General features: G+C 49.2%; 18 protein-coding genes. 10 read left to right on the plus strand and 8 right to left on the minus strand.

Annotated features, from left to right (window positions below):
* The first annotated feature begins 17 nt into the window (after positions 1-17).
* On the plus strand, positions 18-1,328 hold the full coding sequence (locus EKM92_RS06785) for an HD domain-containing protein (protein ID WP_125709216.1): 1,311 nt from the start codon (positions 18-20) through the stop codon (positions 1,326-1,328).
* Positions 1,329-1,342: 14 nt separating this feature from the next.
* Positions 1,343-2,152, plus strand: a complete 810-nt coding sequence (gene yidA, locus EKM92_RS06790; protein WP_125709163.1) for a sugar-phosphatase — start codon at positions 1,343-1,345, stop codon at positions 2,150-2,152.
* A gap of 588 nt (positions 2,153-2,740) precedes the next feature.
* On the opposite strand, the gene EKM92_RS06795 is transcribed toward yidA, so the two are convergent.
* Complete coding sequence (locus EKM92_RS06795) at positions 2,741-3,190, minus strand: NUDIX hydrolase (RefSeq protein ID WP_125709165.1); 450 nt, start codon at positions 3,188-3,190, stop codon at positions 2,741-2,743.
* 82 nt (positions 3,191-3,272) lie between these two features.
* Between EKM92_RS06795 and EKM92_RS06800 the strand changes: the two genes are divergently transcribed.
* From EKM92_RS06800 to lepB, 3 genes are read left to right on the plus strand one after another with little or no spacing between them, the layout of a single operon-like run.
* A complete protein-coding gene (locus EKM92_RS06800) occupies positions 3,273-4,313 on the plus strand; it encodes a YdcF family protein (protein ID WP_420812569.1) in 1,041 nt (346 codons plus the stop codon).
* A 31-nt stretch (positions 4,314-4,344) separates the two neighbouring features.
* Entirely contained in the window at positions 4,345-4,710 is a 366-nt protein-coding gene (gene mscL / locus EKM92_RS06805) for a large-conductance mechanosensitive channel protein MscL (protein ID WP_125709167.1), read from the plus strand.
* Positions 4,710-5,294, plus strand: coding sequence for a signal peptidase I (lepB, locus tag EKM92_RS06810; RefSeq protein WP_125709169.1), 585 nt, complete (start codon positions 4,710-4,712; stop codon positions 5,292-5,294). The genes mscL and lepB overlap by 1 nt, the downstream gene beginning before the upstream one ends.
* A 54-nt stretch (positions 5,295-5,348) precedes the next feature.
* Here lepB and EKM92_RS06815 read toward each other — a convergent pair whose 3' ends face one another.
* The 6 genes from EKM92_RS06815 to EKM92_RS06840 form a co-directional block, all read right to left on the minus strand.
* Positions 5,349-6,191: a shikimate dehydrogenase gene (locus tag EKM92_RS06815; RefSeq protein WP_125709171.1), complete on the minus strand. Its 843-nt coding sequence runs from the start codon at positions 6,189-6,191 to the stop codon at positions 5,349-5,351.
* Entirely contained in the window at positions 6,188-6,934 is a 747-nt protein-coding gene (gene aroD / locus EKM92_RS06820; RefSeq protein ID WP_164509921.1) for a type I 3-dehydroquinate dehydratase, read from the minus strand. The genes EKM92_RS06815 and aroD overlap by 4 nt, the downstream gene beginning before the upstream one ends.
* Before the next feature lie 14 nt (positions 6,935-6,948).
* Complete coding sequence (gene aroB / locus EKM92_RS06825) at positions 6,949-8,013, minus strand: 3-dehydroquinate synthase (protein ID WP_125709175.1); 1,065 nt, start codon at positions 8,011-8,013, stop codon at positions 6,949-6,951.
* Positions 8,010-8,993, minus strand: coding sequence for a 3-deoxy-7-phosphoheptulonate synthase (aroF, locus tag EKM92_RS06830; RefSeq protein ID WP_125709177.1), 984 nt, complete (start codon positions 8,991-8,993; stop codon positions 8,010-8,012). The genes aroB and aroF overlap by 4 nt, the downstream gene beginning before the upstream one ends.
* Before the next feature lie 199 nt (positions 8,994-9,192).
* The gene (gene tkt / locus EKM92_RS06835) at positions 9,193-11,187 is read right to left on the minus strand and encodes a transketolase (protein ID WP_125709179.1); all 1,995 of its coding nucleotides are present in this window, start codon (positions 11,185-11,187) and stop codon (positions 9,193-9,195) included.
* A gap of 526 nt (positions 11,188-11,713) precedes the next feature.
* On the minus strand, positions 11,714-12,331 hold the full coding sequence (locus tag EKM92_RS06840) for a histidine phosphatase family protein (RefSeq protein WP_125709181.1): 618 nt from the start codon (positions 12,329-12,331) through the stop codon (positions 11,714-11,716).
* Positions 12,332-12,605: 274 nt separating this feature from the next.
* Between EKM92_RS06840 and serC the strand changes: the two genes are divergently transcribed.
* From serC to EKM92_RS06860, 5 genes are all read left to right on the plus strand, one after another.
* Positions 12,606-13,685, plus strand: a complete 1,080-nt coding sequence (serC, locus tag EKM92_RS06845; protein WP_125709183.1) for a 3-phosphoserine/phosphohydroxythreonine transaminase — start codon at positions 12,606-12,608, stop codon at positions 13,683-13,685.
* Positions 13,685-14,845 (plus strand): phosphoglycerate dehydrogenase, encoded by a 1,161-nt coding sequence (locus EKM92_RS06850; RefSeq protein WP_125709185.1) that lies wholly within the window; start codon positions 13,685-13,687, stop codon positions 14,843-14,845. Before serC ends, EKM92_RS06850 begins: the two co-directional genes overlap by 1 nt.
* Before the next feature lie 371 nt (positions 14,846-15,216).
* Positions 15,217-15,408, plus strand: coding sequence for a hypothetical protein (locus EKM92_RS06855; RefSeq protein WP_125709187.1), 192 nt, complete (start codon positions 15,217-15,219; stop codon positions 15,406-15,408).
* A 177-nt stretch (positions 15,409-15,585) separates the two neighbouring features.
* Positions 15,586-15,756, plus strand: coding sequence for a hypothetical protein (locus EKM92_RS13590; protein ID WP_164509922.1), 171 nt, complete (start codon positions 15,586-15,588; stop codon positions 15,754-15,756).
* A 117-nt stretch (positions 15,757-15,873) separates the two neighbouring features.
* Positions 15,874-18,600 (plus strand): YhgE/Pip domain-containing protein, encoded by a 2,727-nt coding sequence (locus EKM92_RS06860; protein ID WP_125709189.1) that lies wholly within the window; start codon positions 15,874-15,876, stop codon positions 18,598-18,600.
* 42 nt (positions 18,601-18,642) lie between these two features.
* On the opposite strand, the gene EKM92_RS06865 is transcribed toward EKM92_RS06860, so the two are convergent.
* On the minus strand, positions 18,643-18,909 hold the full coding sequence (locus EKM92_RS06865; RefSeq protein WP_125709191.1) for a hypothetical protein: 267 nt from the start codon (positions 18,907-18,909) through the stop codon (positions 18,643-18,645).
* Positions 18,910-18,986: the final 77 nt, after the last annotated feature.

Consider the following 18,986-nt stretch of genomic DNA (forward strand, 5'->3'; position numbering starts at 1 on the left):
AAAATGCCTTGAACACGATGTTACCAAGAGAAAAAGTTTTTCGCGATCCGGTGCATAACTACATTCATGTGCGTCATCAAGTGATTTTGGACTTGATCAATACACCTGAGTTCCAGCGTTTACGCCGGATCAAGCAACTTGGGGTGGCCAACACCGTGTTTCAAGGCGCTGAACATTCCCGCTTTACGCACTCACTCGGCGTTTATGAAATCACCCGCCAGATCTGTGATTCTTTTCAAACCAATTACCCAGATCAATGGGATGACTCAGAACGATTAGTCGCCTTGTGTGCGGCGTTACTCCATGACGTCGGCCACGGGCCATATTCGCATACTTTTGAACATATTTTTCACACCGATCATGAAGCCATCACTCGACGGATCTTGTGTGACGAGTCGACGAACATCAATCGCATTTTACGAGAAGTCGCACCTGACTTCCCCCAAAAAGTCGCCAGCGTCATCGACCATACTTATCCCAACCCTCAAGTCGTCCAAATGATCTCCAGTCAAATTGACGCCGATCGCATGGATTACTTGTTGCGCGATGCTTATAACACCGGCACCAACTACGGGTTGTTCGACTTAACGCGGATATTGCGGGTGATGCGGCCTTATCCTGATGGCATCGCTTTTGACGCTAACGGGATGCATGCGGTGGAAGATTATATCGTCAGTCGCTTCCAAATGTATCAACAGATCTATTTTCACCCAGTGTCTCGCGGTATGGAAGTGGTGTTGATGCACTTGCTAGCGCGAGCGAAGACTTTATATGAAGCTGGACGCTTTGATGCGGCATATAATCCGCGGTTATTGATCCCATTTTTTGAAGGGACTTGGACGCTGAAAGATTATTTGAAACTTGACGACGGCGTGCTCAACACTTACTTCACTTACTGGCTGGATTATCCAGATGTGATTTTAAAAGACTTCTCTGACCGTTTCTTATCACGCCGACCATTGAAATCAGTCACCTTCACCAGTGACACTGAGCATTTGTTACCTGATTTGAAAGCCTTAGTCGCAAAAGCTGGCTTTGACCCAGAATATTACACTGCAGAAAATGATTCCTTCGACTTGCCTTACGATGCATATGACCCTTCAAGTGCCAATCCGAAAACGCAAATTGAGATCATGCAGCTGGATGGGTCTTTAGAAGAATTGTCGACTTTGTCGCCGCTAGTGGCGGCGATCTCAGGCCGCATGACTGGGGATAAACGTTTTTACTTCCCGAAAACCATGTTACAGCTGGTAAGCGACGACGCTTCCTCAGCTTATCAACAATTTCAACACTACTTGCTCAATGGTGCTTTAATTAACTTGCGCTAAATGAAAGGATACTTATGTCAATTAAAATGATCGCCATCGACATGGATGGCACGTTGTTAGATCCCAATCAACAACTCACCGAAGAAACGATCAAAACGGTTAAAGAAGCCAAAACTCACGGCATTAAAATCGTGTTATGCTCCGGTCGACCATTAACTGGTTTGGAACAATTCTTCGAACCCCTCGGCTTAGTGGACCCCGGCGACTATGCCATCACTTATAACGGGGCGATGGTCCAACACGCCGACACCAAAGAAGTGTTGTTGCAACATTCATTAAGCTATGACGATTTCGTTGATCTCACTGCCTTGGCTGATCGCCTCAACGTCCATTCTCACGCTGAAGATGCAGATTATATGTACACCCCAAACGCTGACATTTCCAAATACTCGGTGCGCGAATCCTACTTAGTCAACATGCCGATGTTTTACCGCTTACCTGATCAATTCCCGCATGACAAACAATTTGCCAAGGTGATGTTTATCGACGAACCAGACGTTTTAGCAGCGGCGACCGCGAAGATCCCAGCGGATTATTTTGAGCGCTACTACTTCGTCAACTCCGAACCTTTTTTCTTAGAAGCTTTGAACAAAAATGCGTCAAAAGGCAATGCAGTCACTGACCTCGCACAAAAGCTCGGTTACAGCATGGATGACGTGATGGCCATTGGTGATCAAGCCAACGACTTGCCAATGATCAAAGCTGCAGGTTGCGGCGTCGCCATGGGCAATGCCATCGACGAAGTCAAAAAACATGCGCAAGTGATCACTGCCACTAACGCTGAAAACGGCGTCGCCAAAGCGATTCAACAATACGCGTTTTAAGGTTTTGCCTTGCGGGCCGAAAAATCGCGAATTCCGGAGGCGAGGCATCACTCCGGTGAATGGGACAAGTTTCCGTGCGGCCGGCTTCAGAAATCGGCAAAGTACGCCGATGTTCTTGCGCCTAAATATTGAACCAAAGAAAACCACTTTGTTTCAATATTTGCCGGTGAAATCTGCGCGAGCCGCCAAAAAACGGCGTCTCACTTGATTTCACTCCCACAGGAAATTGTCCCATTCACCTCCGCAATACCTCACCTCCTCCATTCACAATTTTTCTGGGCAACATGCAGGCGACTTGCTAGACGTACCGTTGGCGACAGCGACTGAACGACGCCACAAAAATAGTCAGGACCCCTCCTGACTATCTCGTATGATTGTATGTTACGTTCGCGCAGTGTGGTGATATTGAGGTCGGAAGCAGGCCGTCGCGCCATAGTGAGATTTGCCTTAGCGATTTATCGCTTAGGCAAAACCGCAGGGAAAGATCCGGCTGGTGACGAGCGTAGCGAGACATCCAGGCTAGACAATCCCTTGGACCCTCACTATGGCGCGGCGGACTGCTGGAGACCTCAATATCACCGCAACCCGCTATTGTTGCAACTTCAACCACTGCGCCACACCGAAGCGATGGGTCGGGCGCTTGAGTTGGGCGGCGGCTTCGGAGATCGGCATCAACATCAAGGTGTTGAAGTCTTCCAAAGGCTCGGCAACTTTCTTCAAGTTGCTGCAAGCGTAAAACGTTGCCGGATGGTAATAAGCAGTTTTGCGGTGGTGTGAATAGAAGTATTCAGAAGCAGTGCCGAGCTTTTCGCCGATGGTGACCGTGACGCCGAACTCTTCAAGTAATTCGCGGTTGATGGTTTCTTCATCGGTTTCACCAGGTTCGACTTCACCGCCTGGCAAAAACAACGCGTGGTTCGGCGCACCGAGGATCAACAGCCGTTTGCCACTTGCGTCTGGGATCACGGCATAAACGCCAACGCGCTTGTGATAATCAAGCGTTGGATCTTTCGTACCAAAGACTGGATCATGTGCCATTTTTGTTTTCCCCCAAGTTAAAACTTTGATTTTTTCTCATTATACCCTAATAAAAATGCAATTCAAGTAAGGAAGTGCTTGTTTGGAAACCACTGCCCTCATCTCTGTATCACTGCCGTTGATCATCATGACTGCGATTTTTGCCGCGAGCTTCACCATCGAGCCACGGCGCTTGTTCAATGGCTTATTATTTAATATTTGGTTGATCCTTGCCGCGGCGACTGCCGCGTTATTGATCCTCGGTTCCAACAACCGATTATTGATCGCGGTTTTTGCGACGCTATTTGTGATCTTCTTGTTGGTGATCTTAGCAATTTTTGCACTCCACTTATTGTGGTTAGTGTGGAATGCGATCGTCGTGTGGCGACGCGAAGGTCACAGCCTCGGGAATATGTTGACGTTGTTACTTGCCGTTTTCTTATTGTTGTTGGAGATCGGCGCCAGCTTTGGTCGACAATTTCTTCCAGATCCGCTATATAACGGGCTGGCTGTGTTGTTCACCTTAAGCATCGGCTATGTGTTGGTGTCGTTGTACAACTTCTTAACGGTATTGGTGTTATACAACTTGCGACCATTACGCCGGGACAAAGACTTCTTGATCGTCCTCGGTGCTGGTTTGATCAATGGTGACACTGTCAGTCCCTTGCTAGCTGCGCGGATCAATGCTGGGATCAAATTCTATCGCAAAGAAAAAGCGAAAGGCTTGCATCCAAAGCTAATCTTTTCAGGTGGTCAAGGTGGCGATGAGAAGCTTCCTGAAGGTTTGGCCATGCAACAATACGCCTTGTCGCAAGGGGTGCCTGTCGAAGACACCTTAGTAGAAGACCGCTCCACCACGACTTTAGAGAATATGAAATTCTCCAAAATCTTGATCGATCAACAAGGCGGTGGCACTGTGGCTTTCTTCACCAATAACTATCACCTGTTTCGTGCTGGGATCTATGCCAAAGCCGCTGGACTCAACGCAAATGGTAAAGGGGCAGCAACGAGTTTTTACTTTTTGCCTAATGCGGTGATCCGCGAATATTTGGCGATGGTGATGTTGCACAAACGCCGGCATATGATCGTGTTTGCCTTGATCGCATTGGCGGCATTAAGCACGATGGGTGTGCAGTTGCTGTGATATACTATTTGTAAAAGGGGGTCAACAACTTATGTGGAAAGAATTTCGTCAATTCATCATGCGTGGCAACGTCTTAGACCTAGCCGTTGGGGTCATCATCGGCAGTGCCTTCACTGGCCTGGTGACCAGCTTGACTAAAAACTTGATCAACCCGATCATCGCCTTATTTACTCGTAGCACTAACCTTGAAGGCTTGAGTTTTACCGTGATCGGCGCTAAGTTTACTTATGGGGCCTTTTTGAATGATGTGATCAACTTCTTGATCGTGGCGTTCGTAGTATTTCTAATGGTGAAAGGCGCCAATAAGCTGTTACCAAAAAAAGACGCCGCGCCTGCCGGTCCAACGAAAGAAGAAGCGTTGTTGACTGAGATCCGCGACTTATTGAAGGACAAGTAATGAAAAAAATTCCGTGGTTCGTCCAACTGTTATTGATCATGGTGGTGGCTTTTGCCGGCGCGCGCTTGTTAATGACACAAGTGTTATCCAACGATACCGTCTCCGGCGATTCGATGCAGCCGACGTTAAATGATAAAAACCGTTTGATCTCTGTGCGTCACCACAGCATCAAACGCAATGACATTGTCGTGCTTGATGCGCCTGATGTTGCCGGCGAGTTATACATCAAACGGGTCATCGGCATGCCTGGTGACACAGTCGCTGTCAAAAATGAAAAGCTTTATGTCAACGGCAAATACACCCCGCAACCTTACTTGAAATCAAGCTTTATGGCTAGCGAGATCACTGCTTGGGGCAAAGCTTACAGCAAGGACACCACTGGCGTTCAATTCACCCCAGACTTTAACTTGAAAACCAACAAAGCGACCCATTCAGCACGCGTGCCTAAAGGCGAGTACTTCGTGATGGGTGATAATCGCTTCGTGTCTCATGATGGTCGGGCCTTTGGTTTTATCAAGAAATCCTCGATTCAATCCGTGGTGGTATGGCGGTATTGGCCATTGAACCAAATGAAAACTTACTAAATCAAACAAAGAACTGCTGGGTCGACATTAAGTGCCGACCCAGCAGTTCTTTGTTTATAGTAACGTTGCTAAATGTTGTTCGACTTGCGCAACTGGCATTTGTGTTTGGGTCCATAATTCAAAGCTCGCTGCCCCTTGTGCAACTAACAGCGATAACCCATTCAGACAAGTTTTAACGCCTGCTTGTTGGGCTTGGGTCAAAAACGTCGTGACGAGCGGATCATACACCATATCTAATACCACTTGATCGGTACGTAACTGTGTACTTGCAGGCAACGGTGATAATTCACGTTGCTGTTGCATCCCTAAGCTCGTCGCATTGATCAACACCATGGCTTGTTGCACAGCGTCGCACACTGCCGCTTCTTCATCTAAGGCGATCACCTGAGTCGGCGCTGTCAACCGGTCAGCTAAGTTCTGGGCTTTTTCGACATGGCGGTTGGCAATGGTCAATTGCCCGACCCCACCGTCGCTTAACGCTAACGCCGCAGACTCTGCGGCCCCGCCGGCACCAAACAACAACACGTGCGCTTTTGATAAATCAACATGTTGCTGCAAGGCTTGCACGACGCCGACGCCATCGGTTGAATAGCCATATAACTCACCGTCGCGATTGACGATGGTGTTGACGGACTGCGCTTTTTGGGCAAAATCAGACACATGATCAAGTAGCGGGATCACGGCTTTTTTCAATGGCATCGACAAGTTGACGCCACCGAGATGTAAATCGCGGATCGCGTTGACGGCAGTTGGCAAAGTGTCAGGTGTGACGTCAAACGCGAGGTAGCGCGCGTTGATCTGGTTGTGATCAAAAGCAAGATTGTGCATTGCCGGCGACAATGAGTGAGCTGCGGGATGTGCTAAAAGGCCAAAAAGTTGGGTGTGACCATCGATCATGAAAATTCCTCCTGAAGTGCTTGAATCATGTGGACGCTAAGTTGCCCTGGTGCTGAAGCTTGACCTAACTCTGAAGCTTGACCTAACGTGGCAAAGGTCAACCCTGGGGCAAAATCACCGCTGGCAACGCGCGTCAATTGTCCCAAAGCCCCCATGCCGATGACGATCGCCGGCTGTTTCAACGTTTGTCGCGCCCATGCTAACAACGCGAGTAAGTTCAGCGTATCTTGTGGAGCTTGCGGCATGCAGGCGAGCTTCACGACATCCGCCCATGTACTTTGTTGTTGCAGTTGCGCCTGCGCGTCAGCAAAACTTGGGGTTTGGTGAAAGTCATGCGCACTGGCGACGACTGCGATATTGCGAATATGGGCGAGTTGCACGCAAGCCTCACGGACTGATTGCGGCAGCCTTGCTTCAACATCTAAAGCCTCTGGTGTGATCAAGTCTAACAACCGCGTATATGCTGCTTGATAAGCGGTCGCATCCCCATCAAACGTCCCGCCTTCTGCTTGCGTGCGTATGGTCACGAGCAATAACTTGCCTGCTTGATGCAATCGCGCGGCCACTTGTTGTATCACGGCATCTGAAATATCACCAGTGGTGTCCACGCGCCACTCTGCAATTTGTACTGCCGCATTTTGACACAATGCATCAACTTGTTGTAAAAGCCCAGCACTATTGCTTGCAGAAATCGGCACAGCGATGGCTGGTTGTGGTTGTTGCAATGCTTGAACAAATTTCACGACATCCGTTCCTTTCACTTGGCTAAAAATGCTGGTAGATCAGCTAACGCCACAGGATAAAGGCGAGTTTCACCTAGTTTTGGTAAGGTGACCAGCACCACTGTGTCGTTTTTGACTTTTTTATCCATGCGGATCTGGGTAACCAGCTGATCAATTGAATAATCTGGGAATGTCGTTGGTAAACCGACAGCTTCAAGGCGGTCGCGGATCGCCTCTGCAGTGCCTGGCTCTGTCAAACCGTGGCGTTCACATAACTCAGTGATCGCGATCATCCCCATGGCCACGGCTTCCCCATGTAAGGTGTCTGGCCGCAACAATTCAACCGCATGGCCTAAGGTGTGACCGAAGTTCAACAACCGCCGCGCCCCAGTATCGCGTTCATCATCGACAACTAAAGCCGCTTTTGCAGAAATCGCAAATTGGGAAAGCTTAGCTGCATGTGATAACAAATCTTCTGGTGCGTTGATAGTTTTGATCAATTGCCAAAATTCAGGAATTTCAGACATCGCTGCCATTTTCACGACTTCGCCATAACCTTCGACTAAGTTGCGACGCGATAACGTTGTTAAATGTTCAGGATCGATCACTACTAAGTCTGGTTGGTAGAAGGTCCCGATCAAATTCTTCCCAGAACCAAAGTCTACGGCAGTTTTGCCGCCGACAGATGAATCGACTTGCGACAACAAACTCGTCGGCACTTGAATATACGCGATGCCGCGCATAAACGTCGACGCCACAAACCCCGCCAAGTCGCCGACCACACCGCCGCCTAACGCCAACACCCCATCAGAACGTGAAAATCCGGCATCGATCAACGCAGTGTAAACTTGCTGGGCACCAGTTAACGATTTGCTGGTTTCACCAGCTTTGATCACTGTCGTTGCGGTGGCGAAACCTGCTGATTCAAGCGCGGCGCAAGTGTCGTTTAAATATAACGGCGCAACGTTCGTATCAGACACCACCATGATCTTCCGCGGTGACCACACGTCGGCAACCAACGTCCCTAAGCGTTTGGCACTACCTGCTTCGATCAAAATGTCATAAGGATGTGCCGCTAGTCCCACATGTACCGTACTCATTGCAAGGCCTTCCGCACAGCGTTGACCTTTTGCGTCATGTTCAAGTACAAGTCTGGGGTCAATGCTTGTGGCCCATCAGAAAAGGCATGGGCTGGGTCATCGTGAATTTCGACAATTTCACCATCACAACCAGCCGCAGCGGCAGCGACTGCCATTGGGGTTACCAGATCAGTGACGCCGACTGCGTGACTTGGGTCTGCGATAATTGGGTAGTGGGTCAACTTCTTCAACACTGGGATCGCCGCCAAGTCGAAAGTGTTGCGGGTGTATTTGTTGTCAAACGTCCGGATCCCACGTTCGATCAAGAAAACATTGGGGTTACCGTTAGCGCGAATGTATTCTGCAGCGTTCAACAAGTCATCGATCGTCGCTGACATTCCACGCTTCAAACCGACTGCAATTTTGGTTTTCCCGACGGCTTTTAACAACGAGAAGTTCTGCATGTTACGGGCGCCAATTTGGAAAATGTCGGTGTATTTGCCGACCATTTCCACATGCGGCACATCCATGACTTCCGTGATCACATCCATGCCTTCTGCGTCAGCGGCTTCTCGCAAGAAGCGCAAACCGTCTTCTTCAAGGCCTTGGAATGAGTAAGGCACGGTGCGCGGCTTGAAGGCCCCGCCACGCAAGACTGTCGCGCCGCCTTGTTTTGCGACTTTGGCCATGCGACGGACATGATCTTCTGATTCAACGGAACAAGGCCCTGCCATCATCACAAAATGTCCAGCGCCGATAGTGGTGTGTGGCAACTTAACGATCGTGGGTTCTGGTTGGAATTCTAAAGAACCTAAAACAAAAGATTTGTCGTTGGTGGTAATGCTATCGATCACCGCCGCTTCTTCAGGCGTTGGGGTGTATTCTTTGACGCCGATGGCTGCTAAATGCGTACCGACAACTTCGACATGAGCAGGAATGGCATGAAGCTTATCAGCGACTTGTTGAATGAGTGGTGAGTTTTCTTTGAATTGAATGATCATAATAGGTGTTCTCCTTTAAGTTGAGTGAGTTGTTTATTCGTGAACTGAAACGATTATGTATCCCAGCGATTTGAAATTGGGACGGAAGCTGACCGCTGCTGCGTGGTGAGCGTAGCGAAACATCCAGACTAGTTCCACCGAGGACCCTCTCCACGTAGCGAAGGCCATGGAGTCCCGATTTCAAATCGCAGGCCGTACGTTAAAACTGTGATGCCACGCGCTTAAGCACAGTTGAATCCAGTTGCAAGTAAATGTCGGCCACATGTTGTGGGGTGAAGCCAAAATGCGTCATCACGCGATCAGGATCACCAGAAGCACCAAACGTCTCCATCCCGACGACGGTGCCATCTAAGCCGACGAAGCGGCCCCAGCTCAGAGGACTCGCCATTTCAATTGCGACACGATGCGTCACTGCCCGCGGTAACACCATTTCTTGGTAAGAACGCGATTGTTGGGCGAATAATTCAAATGATGGCATGGACACCACTGAAACGAAGCGACCAGATTTTGCTAATTCGGTTTGAGCTTGCATCGCTAAATGCACTTCTGAACCACTCGCCATTAAAATGCCGTCTTGGCGTTTGCCATCAGGAACAGCAGATACCACGTACGCGCCGCGGTTGACTGGTGGGACTTTCACGGAAAGTTGCGGAAGATCTTGGCGCGTCAACACGATCACAGTCGGGCCATTTTGACGGGTGAGGGCCACACGCCAAGCAGCTGCCGTTTCTTGACCATCTGCTGGCCGCAATACCACGGTGTTTGGGATCGACCGCAACATCGTGAGTTGTTCGATCGGTTCATGGGTCGGACCATCTTCACCAACGGCGATCGAATCATGGGTGAACACGAAAGTCACTGGCAAATGTTGCATCGCGGCTAAGCGAATCGCCGGCTTCAAGTAGTCAGAGAACACTAAGAAGGTACTGCCAAAGACCCGGGAGCCGCCGTGTAACGCCATACCATTCAACGCCGCCCCCATCGCAAATTCCCGAACGCCAAAGGCAATGTTGCGACCTTCTGGATGTTCTGGTGTGAACAATGGGGAGTTATCGATCACTGTTTTCGTCGAAGAAGCTAAGTCTGCGGCGCCGCCCCACATTTCTGGTGCGACTTTGGCAAAAGCATTCATGGCGATTTTCCCAGCGTCGCGACCAGAACACATTTCTGGGATCAAGGTGTTAGGCTGTTCCGGCAGTTGTGGCAACAAGTTCGCTGCCGCACGGGCTAATGCCGCTGATTCTGCAGGCCGTAAGCTTTGCGTTTGCGCCACCCAAGCGGCATGGGCAGTGTTGCCGCGGCGACCAATAGTTTCAGCAAAACGTTGACGCACGGCATTTGGGACTTCAAAATCTGGTAAATGCCAGCCTAAGGTCACTTTCAACGCAGCGAAATCTTCTTTAGCTAGCGGCTTGCCATGCACGGCGTTGGTGCCAGCACCGTTAGCCCCAAAGCCGATCACGGTGCGGACTTCGATCATTGACGGATGATCAACGTCAGCTTTAGCTTTGGTGATGGCAACGTCGATGGCATTGAGATCATTGCCATCTTCGACCCGTTGGTAAGTCCAACCTTCTGCTTCGGCGCGTTGTTGCATGTTTTCACCGAAAGCACGAGATTTGTTGCCATCTAGCGACACATCGTTAGAATCAAACAACACAATCAACTTGCCGAGTGCTTGATGCCCCGCCAACCCCATTGCTTCATGGGAAATGCCTTCCATCAAATCGCCATCGCCGCATAAAACATAAGTGAAGTGATCGACCATTTTCGGAAAACGCGCCGCCATGTGACGTTCTGCCATCGCCATGCCGACTGCCATCCCAAGGCCTTGTCCCAGCGGCCCAGTTGTCGCTTCAACCCCATCGACGACACCGTATTCTGGATGTCCCGGCGTGCGGCTGCCGAATTGCCGAAAGTGCTTCAAGTCGTCTTGGGTGACGTTAAAGCCGGCGAGGTGTTGCAAGCTGTATAACATTGCAGAACCATGCCCTGCTGACAAAATGAAGCGATCGCGGTTGAACCAATGGGAATCTTTCGGAGTCACCGTCAAGTGGTTGCGGTATAAGACGTAGGCCATCGGTGACGCGCCTAGTGGCAAACCTGGGTGGCCAGAATTCGCTTTTTCGATTTGAGCTACGCTGAGCATCCGGATCGTATTGACTGCTTGTTGATCTATCGCATCAAATTTCATTTTTATCCTCCTATGTGGGGGCAAGGCACGAAAAAACGCTATCGGTCAGCCGATAGCGTTCATTTTCCCGGTGGAAAAATAAAAGCACACGGCTGAAATTGCTTCATCCGTGTGCTTACCGTGTGATTCGATGATTCCTGGTATGCAGACGAATGTATCCCTCGCGAGTAAGGACACATTCGAGTGCTCTTACTCGCTAGAGAAAATACGCATACCAGGCATAAAAGACGTTGTTAGTCATATCATCGAAATCCTTTCTGAATTTGTTGCATTGAGCTTACCGCCGCAAATGTGACTTGTCAACAGTTAAATTGAAATTTGGTGAGAAAGCTTTAAAACACAATGAAAATTGTGCGTGAGTAACTAGGGCTGATTCGGGTGAATTGTGGTCGAGACTCCGGCTGGTCGGCGCTGCGTGGAGAGGGTCCTCTCACCACGCAGCACCGACCAACCTCCGTCCCGACCACAATTCACGCCTACGCCACTTATTCAGGCATTAATTATTGATGCAGTTAAACCGCGTCGATTAATAAGTTTGTGCATCAAAGCGGTTGTAATACCACAAATAATAATGGTCGCCTGACTTAGCGATCTTGGTAACTGAGGTATTGTCAGGTTCTGGTAAACTCATCGGATCTTGCGGTTGCAAGGCAACCAATGCCGCGGACTTCACGGTGAAGCCGTGGGTCACGCACACCACGTTACCGTTGGGATAGCGGGTTTCGACGTCAGCCATGAAGTCAGCGATGCGGGCTTGAACTTGGTCGAATGATTCACCGTCGGATGCGACGGTCGTGTAAGTTGGCAACACATCGTTAAGGGTTTGATCGAAAACTTCAGGGTATTTGGCTTGTAGGTCGGCGTTTTGTTGACCGTCCCAACTGCCGTATGAAATTTCTAATAACCGTTTGTCGAGTTGTGGTTGAAGGTCAGTATGCAAATGTGCAGCAGTTTCTTGGGTGCGATCTAAGGGACTGACAAATAACGCATCCATGTTGGATACATCGAATTGATCAGCTAAATGCGTCGCTTGGGCGTGGCCAAGTGCGGTGAGATGGGTGCGATCATCGTTGATGGTCCCTTGTTTTAAGCCGGTGGCATTCGCAGTGGTTTGGCCATGGCGAACAAAATAAAAAGTGGTCATAATCAAGAAAATCTCCTTTTCATCGTTTTTTAATCTTGACGGAATATTCGGTGCGTGCTATCTTAGTAAACAACGAAGCAAAGGAGAATTGCAATGACAAAATTCAACGACATTCGCAAATCATCATCCTGGTCTACTACCTTATCTGTGTAGACCAACTTTTGCTTTTCGCCAAGTGGTCTCGCAGATATTCTGTGAGACCGTGATGAAACATCATTCACGCCTGACAGAATATCATTCTGTCAGGCGTGTTTTTTATTCTAGGAGGAAAATAATGGTCGTCTATAATTTCGCAGCTGGGCCGGCAGTGATGCCAAAGCCTGTGATCCAACACATTCAACAAGAATTGCCTTCCCTTAACGGCTCTGGCATGAGCATTATGGAGATCTCCCATCGTTCACCAGCATTTGATGCGATCATTCAACAAGCCGACGCGCGGTTGCGGCACTTGATGACGATCCCTGATGATTACGCGGTATTGTTCATGCAAGGCGGCGGCACTGGACAATTTGCTGCAGCACCATTGAATCTTGCCACCAAGCATCATCGCATCGCAGTGCTAGATTCCGGACAATGGGCCTCGCGTGCCGCCGCAGAAGCCAAGCGCTTAGGCATCGATGCTGATGTGTTGGCGACGACTAAGTCTGATCATTATCGCCATTTGCCTGAATTGCCTGAGGCGTTAGCTGTGAACACTTACGACTACTTGCATTTGTGTTTAAATAACACCGTTGAAGGTACAGCTTACACGACGCTTCCTGAACACGGCGACACCCCATTGATCGCAGATATGTCGTCTAACATTTGCGCTCAACGCTACAACGTCGCAGATTTCGGAATGATTTTTGCTGGAGCGCAGAAGAACCTGGGCCCTGCCGGCGTGACAGTGGTGATCGTCAAACGGTCATTGTTAAGCGATGTTGAAGCGGTTCCGAGCGCATTGGATTACACGCTGTTTGACAAGAAAAACTCGTTGTACAACACCCCACCTGTGTTTGCGATTTACGCGTTGAACTTAACGCTTGGTTGGTTGGAGGACCTCGGCGGCATCGATGCGATGCAACAACGAAACATTGAAAAATCTAGCAAGCTATACGCCTTCTTAGATCAATCAAATATGTTCCACAATCATGTCGCACCAGCCGATCGTTCTCTGACTAACGTGGTATTCAACACTGGCGACGCTGACCTCGACCAACAAGTCGTCGATGCTGCAGCAGCTCACGGTTTAATGAACCTCAAAGGTCACCGCTCAGTCGGCGGCTTGCGTGCCAGCTTATATAACGCGATGCCACTTGCTGGCGTCGACGCGTTGATCGATTTTCTCGCCCAATTTGAAAAGGAGCATAACTGATGTACAACGTTAAAACTTTTAATGCCATCGCCCAACAAGGCCTTGATGAATTCCACGACAACTACCAACTTAACCAAACCGATGACGCTGATGCCTTTTTGATCCGGTCGGTGGATCTTCACGGCTACAACTTCCCTGAAAATTTGAAAGCAATTGTTCGCTGCGGTGCCGGATTTAATAACATTCCGCTGGATGTTGCCACAGAAAACGGGACCGCAGTGTTCAACACTCCAGGCTCTAACGCCAATGCCGTCAAAGAACTGGTGGTCGCCATGTTGATCATCGCTAGCCGCAACTTGTTCTCCGCTGCGCGCTATGCCGCTAAAAACTCTGGCGCCGACATTTCGACCCGGACAGAACGGGAGAAAACGCAATTCAACGGCACTGAGCTGACTGGCAAGACCCTTGCGGTCATTGGTGTGGGACATGTTGGGGCCCGCGTTGCCACTGCCGCTGGTGCATTAGGCATGCATGTCATCGGCTATGATCCTTACTTGTCGGCCAACGACGCCTGGCACATTCCCACAACCACTAAGCGTGCGGCGACTTTGGAAGAAGCCTTGGTGAATGCTGATTACGTGTCGGTGCATGTGCCGAAGAACGCTGACACGACGAATATGATCTCGACCAAAGAAATTGCCTTGATGCCTAAAGGGACTGTTTTGTTAAACTTTGCGCGCGGTGGCATCGTCGACAATCACGCTGTTGTTGAAGCGTTAGATGCTGGTCACTTGAAACGCTACATGACCGACTTCGGGGAACCTGAGATCCTCAATCGCAAAGATGTGTTAGTCACTCCTCACATCGGCGGCTCGACGCTGCAAGCAGAAGCGAACGGCGCGGTGCAAGGCGCTGACACCATCATGACCTTTTTGGAAACTGGGAATGTGATGCATTCGGTGAACTTGCCCAGCATCGAGGTGCCTTTTGTCGGGAAGTATCGCTTGACGATCATGCACCAAAATATCCCCAACATGGTCGGGCAGATCGCGACCTTGCTGGCGACGGCCAACGTCAACATCGAATCAATGTCCAACGCGGCGCGCGATAAAGTCGCTTACTCGATCATCGACACCAACAACGAATTTGATTTTGATGAAGTGGTCGCGAAGCTTGAAGCCATCGACGCGGTGTATCGCGTGCGGTTGTTGAAGAAATAAATTTAATATTGCGCCATAAAAATAACGTTTATTTCATTGAGGTCTCGATGAAATAAACGTTATTTTTCTTGTGAGTTCTACTGAGATAAGTAGCCAACGATACGCGTTATCATTCTGGCCGAAGTTTCTCGCTCGCGCAATCGTGTGACACCACAGATGATGCACTGATGTTAGCGAGTTCGACAAGCACCTGATAGAAATATTGTGGCATTTCCATTAATGTCACGCCATGATTGTCGCGACTTTTATTTTACTGTGTTAAAATAACATCACGCAGGAAAAGTTAAGAGCGGTGGTACACCTAACGAAGGGACTGATGCGCTATGGGATATTCCCGTAACATCACGCACTTAGTAGGAAGGAGGTGCCTGATGTCTGTGAACGATTTGGTGCATTTGTTGTTGAATGCGCCTGCGTTTACCCTCGTCCTCATGTTGACTCGCTTCAAGATGCCAAAATTCAAGAAACTTGTGAAGAAATACATCTTAATGTTAGCGATCCTCGACAAAGCGGTGACGACGACCCAGTACTACTGGGCCAAGTGGACAAAAAAACCGCGCTGACGCTTTTGCGAGAAGTCTGCACGGTTGATATTGCGTGAGATTTACTTGGCCACCGTTTAAAACGATGACTGCTAGGGTCTAGGCCCGGCGTGGTGTTGGCCGCACCACGTCTTTTTCTATGGCTTCAGTATAACAAATCGACCCCGACTAGACAACCCCACCACTTGGAGGACTACCATGATTGAATTCTTGAAAGCAACTGCCACGACGTTTCTGATGATCACATTATTACGGTTAGGACTAGGTCTCATTGCTGACGGTGCGAATGGTACTGTCAACGCCTATATCCGCTTTAAACGCTGGTGCCGCAAAGTGAAAGTTGCGATTCAAACGGATCACGAGCTGTAAATTCACTTTCTTAAAGTATATTCTCGACTATGAATGTTACAATCATCAATTCATTGATATTCAGCTGTTTTATGCTCATTTTTCATGATATATTTATTAAGATATCGGAGGGTGAGTATGAAAAATATTGGGAAATTGTTTACATTGGACTGGCGACGCTTAGTCAAAAGCCCGCCAGCCTTTTTATTGGTGCTGGCGTTAGTCGTCATCCCCAGTCTCTATTGCTGGTTCAACGTTTGGGCGCTGTGGGATCCTTACAGCAACACCCAAGCGTTGACGGTGGCAGTGTACTCGCAAGATCAAGCAACGACCTTCAACGACAAAAAAATCGCCATCGGCTCAGAGCTCGTCGATCAACTTCACCAAAACAAAAAGCTCGGCTGGCGCTTCGTCAATTCCAAACACGCGGTGACTGAAGGCGTGAAATCTGGGAAGTACTACGCTGGGATCGTGGTGCCGAAGTCATTTTCCAAAGACTTGTTGACCATCGTCCAAGGCAAGGTCAAAAAACCGCAACTCGATTATTACGTCAATGAGAAGATCAACGCCATCGCCCCAAAGATCACGGCTAGTGGCGCATCGACTTTGCAATCGACGATTTCCACACAATTCGTTGACACTGTCGCCAAAACCTTGATGACGGAATTCAACAAAGCAGGCATTCAACTCGATGACAACTTGCCGATGATCCGGCGTTTTGCTAGCTTGGTGACGAGCACCAACAAACAACTGCCGACCATTGAAAGTTACCTCAAAGAAGTGGAAACCGTTCGTTCGCAAGTCCCTGAGCTCCAACAAAAACTTAAAACTGCCAATGAAATGGCCGCTTACTTGCCTGAAGTCAACCAAATGGCCAACAAGCTAGTCAAGGCACAACAATATTTACCGTTAGTCGATCAAGGCGGGCAACTTGCTTTGCAAGTCCAATCGAAACTCCCAGAAGTTAAAGCTGCGGGTTCACAGCTCCAACAAGTCAACGACAACTTCGACACGTTGACCGCAAGCGTTGGCAAAGCCGTCACGGTTACGCAACAAGGCCTGTCAGTGATCAACAGTGTCAACGGTGCCTTGCCTTCGATCACTCAATTCGGGAAATCTGCCCAAGCGGCAGTCGCTACCACCAAAGATCAAGTCTTGCCACAAATCGAATCTGGCTTAACGGTGGTGCATAACGCCGCGACTGCAGGCTTAACGTTGATTGCCACAGCTAACACCCGCTTGAGTCAAGATTTAACGACGCTGGATCAACAACTCTCAGACTTAGACAGTGATACTGATGCCAAACAAGCGATTGCGACGTTAGCGTCAGGCATCGCCCAACGGCAACAAAATACCGCCAGCGTTGCGACGAAACTGGCTGCGAGTCTTCAACAATTGCAAGCAAGCTACAATGCGTTAAACAATGGTGCCGATTCAACGACTTTGAATCAAGCCATTGCGCAACTACAAGCGACTAGTACCATCGCCACTAAACTTGCGACGCAAGCCCAACAATTAGCTGACGCGGCTCCGACTGCGACGACTGCTGAATTGCAAGCACAACTCAAGCAACTGCAAAGCACCGCGGTTACGTTCACGCAAGCTTCGACCACGTTGCAAAACTTAGGCCTTGATGCCAGCGTGACGCAGCTGATCACCCAATTCAAATCAGTATTAACCAGCGCCGACACCACCCTTGCAGACATCAACCAACAAGTTTTGCCGCAACTGCCTAGCATGTTGGCCAACACCAAAGATTTGTTGCAACAAGCCCAAAGCGTTTTGAAAAAGGTCCAAACGCAACTCCCTGCAGTTAAACAAGAAGTCGCCGATGCTAATACTTTGTTGAATGGTCACATGAGTCAAATCACCGGCGGCATCAACACCGTCGCTGAACTTTATCAAAACGACTTCCCGACCCTAAAAACAAAGCTTGCCACGGCAACAGCTTTCGTCCAAAACGACTTGCCTGGCATGGAAGCTGAACTCACCCAAGCGCTAAACCTCGCCAATACTAAAATGCCGGTATTAGTTGCTGGACTCGACCAAGCACATGACCTGATTCAATCAGATTGGCCGACATTGAAAGTCGCGATTCAAAAAGGCGCCGCCGCGATCAAAAAAGGCGAACAAAACGTCGATTTGTCGGCGTTGATGAAACTATTGCGCCGCGACGCTGGCAAAGAAGCCAACTTCTTAGCAAACCCTGTCACCTTGAATGAAACCGACCTTTACGCGATCCCGACTTATGGTTCGCAATCGGCACCATTTTACTTAGCATTATGTATTTGGGTCGGTGCCTTGTTGCTTGGGGCGATCTTGATCACCGAATATCATTTACCTGAAGAACTTCAACATACCACAGTGAAACAACAATTCGTCGCCCGGTGGTTGACCTTCGTGGGACTAGGCATGATGCAAGCATTGATCGCCGCAGTCGGCAACATTGTGTTGATCGGCACTTACGTCGTGGACAAACCGCTATACATCGTCATTGCCATGGGGCTGTCAGCAGTGTTCGTGTCGATTCTTTATTCGCTGATCGCATTATTTGGGAATATCGGCAAAGGCATGGGGATCATCATTTTAGTTTTGTCGATCTCTGGTGCCGGCGGGAACTTCCCAGTGGTGTTATCAGGGAAATTCTTCCAAATGATCAATCCCTGGCTGCCTTTCACCTACGCCGTCAACGCCTTGCGCGAACCTGTCGGCGGGATCTACTGGCCGAACTTATGGTCTGATCTATGGCATCTGGCAGCATTCGGCATCGGCTTCTTCTTATTCGGTTTGTTGCTGAAAGGGCCGATCCGCCCGTTGATCGATAAAATGCACACCATCACCAAAAAGAGTCAGATTATGGAATAGAAAAAACATCACCCGATTTTTCAATTGGGTGATGTTTTTTAGTTAGTCGTGATTCACGCGCCGGTCCACGGAAACATACACTACGCGTTGGCCGCGGTCATGCACCATGTCGGCGGTACTTGGCTTTGGTGCTTTCACCCCGGCATCGATCATCCGCGCGATCGTCGCGCCTGCCAAGTGGGTGGTGCTGGCAATCGTTTCGCCGACCACTTCAAAGTCCGCAAAGTCAGGACTGGTGAAGGTGAAGCGATGCCGATCGTCGTCAGGATCTTCTGAAACAAACATCGGGTAGGTCAAAAATTGAAACATACCGTCCTCCATTTTTTCCGCAACAAGTTTTACCTTCACCACCATAAGCCTAATTCGCTTAAAATGAAAGTGGTTTC

The sequence above is a fragment of the Lacticaseibacillus porcinae genome, from assembly GCF_003946305.1.
Taxonomy (GTDB): domain Bacteria; phylum Bacillota; class Bacilli; order Lactobacillales; family Lactobacillaceae; genus Lacticaseibacillus; species Lacticaseibacillus porcinae.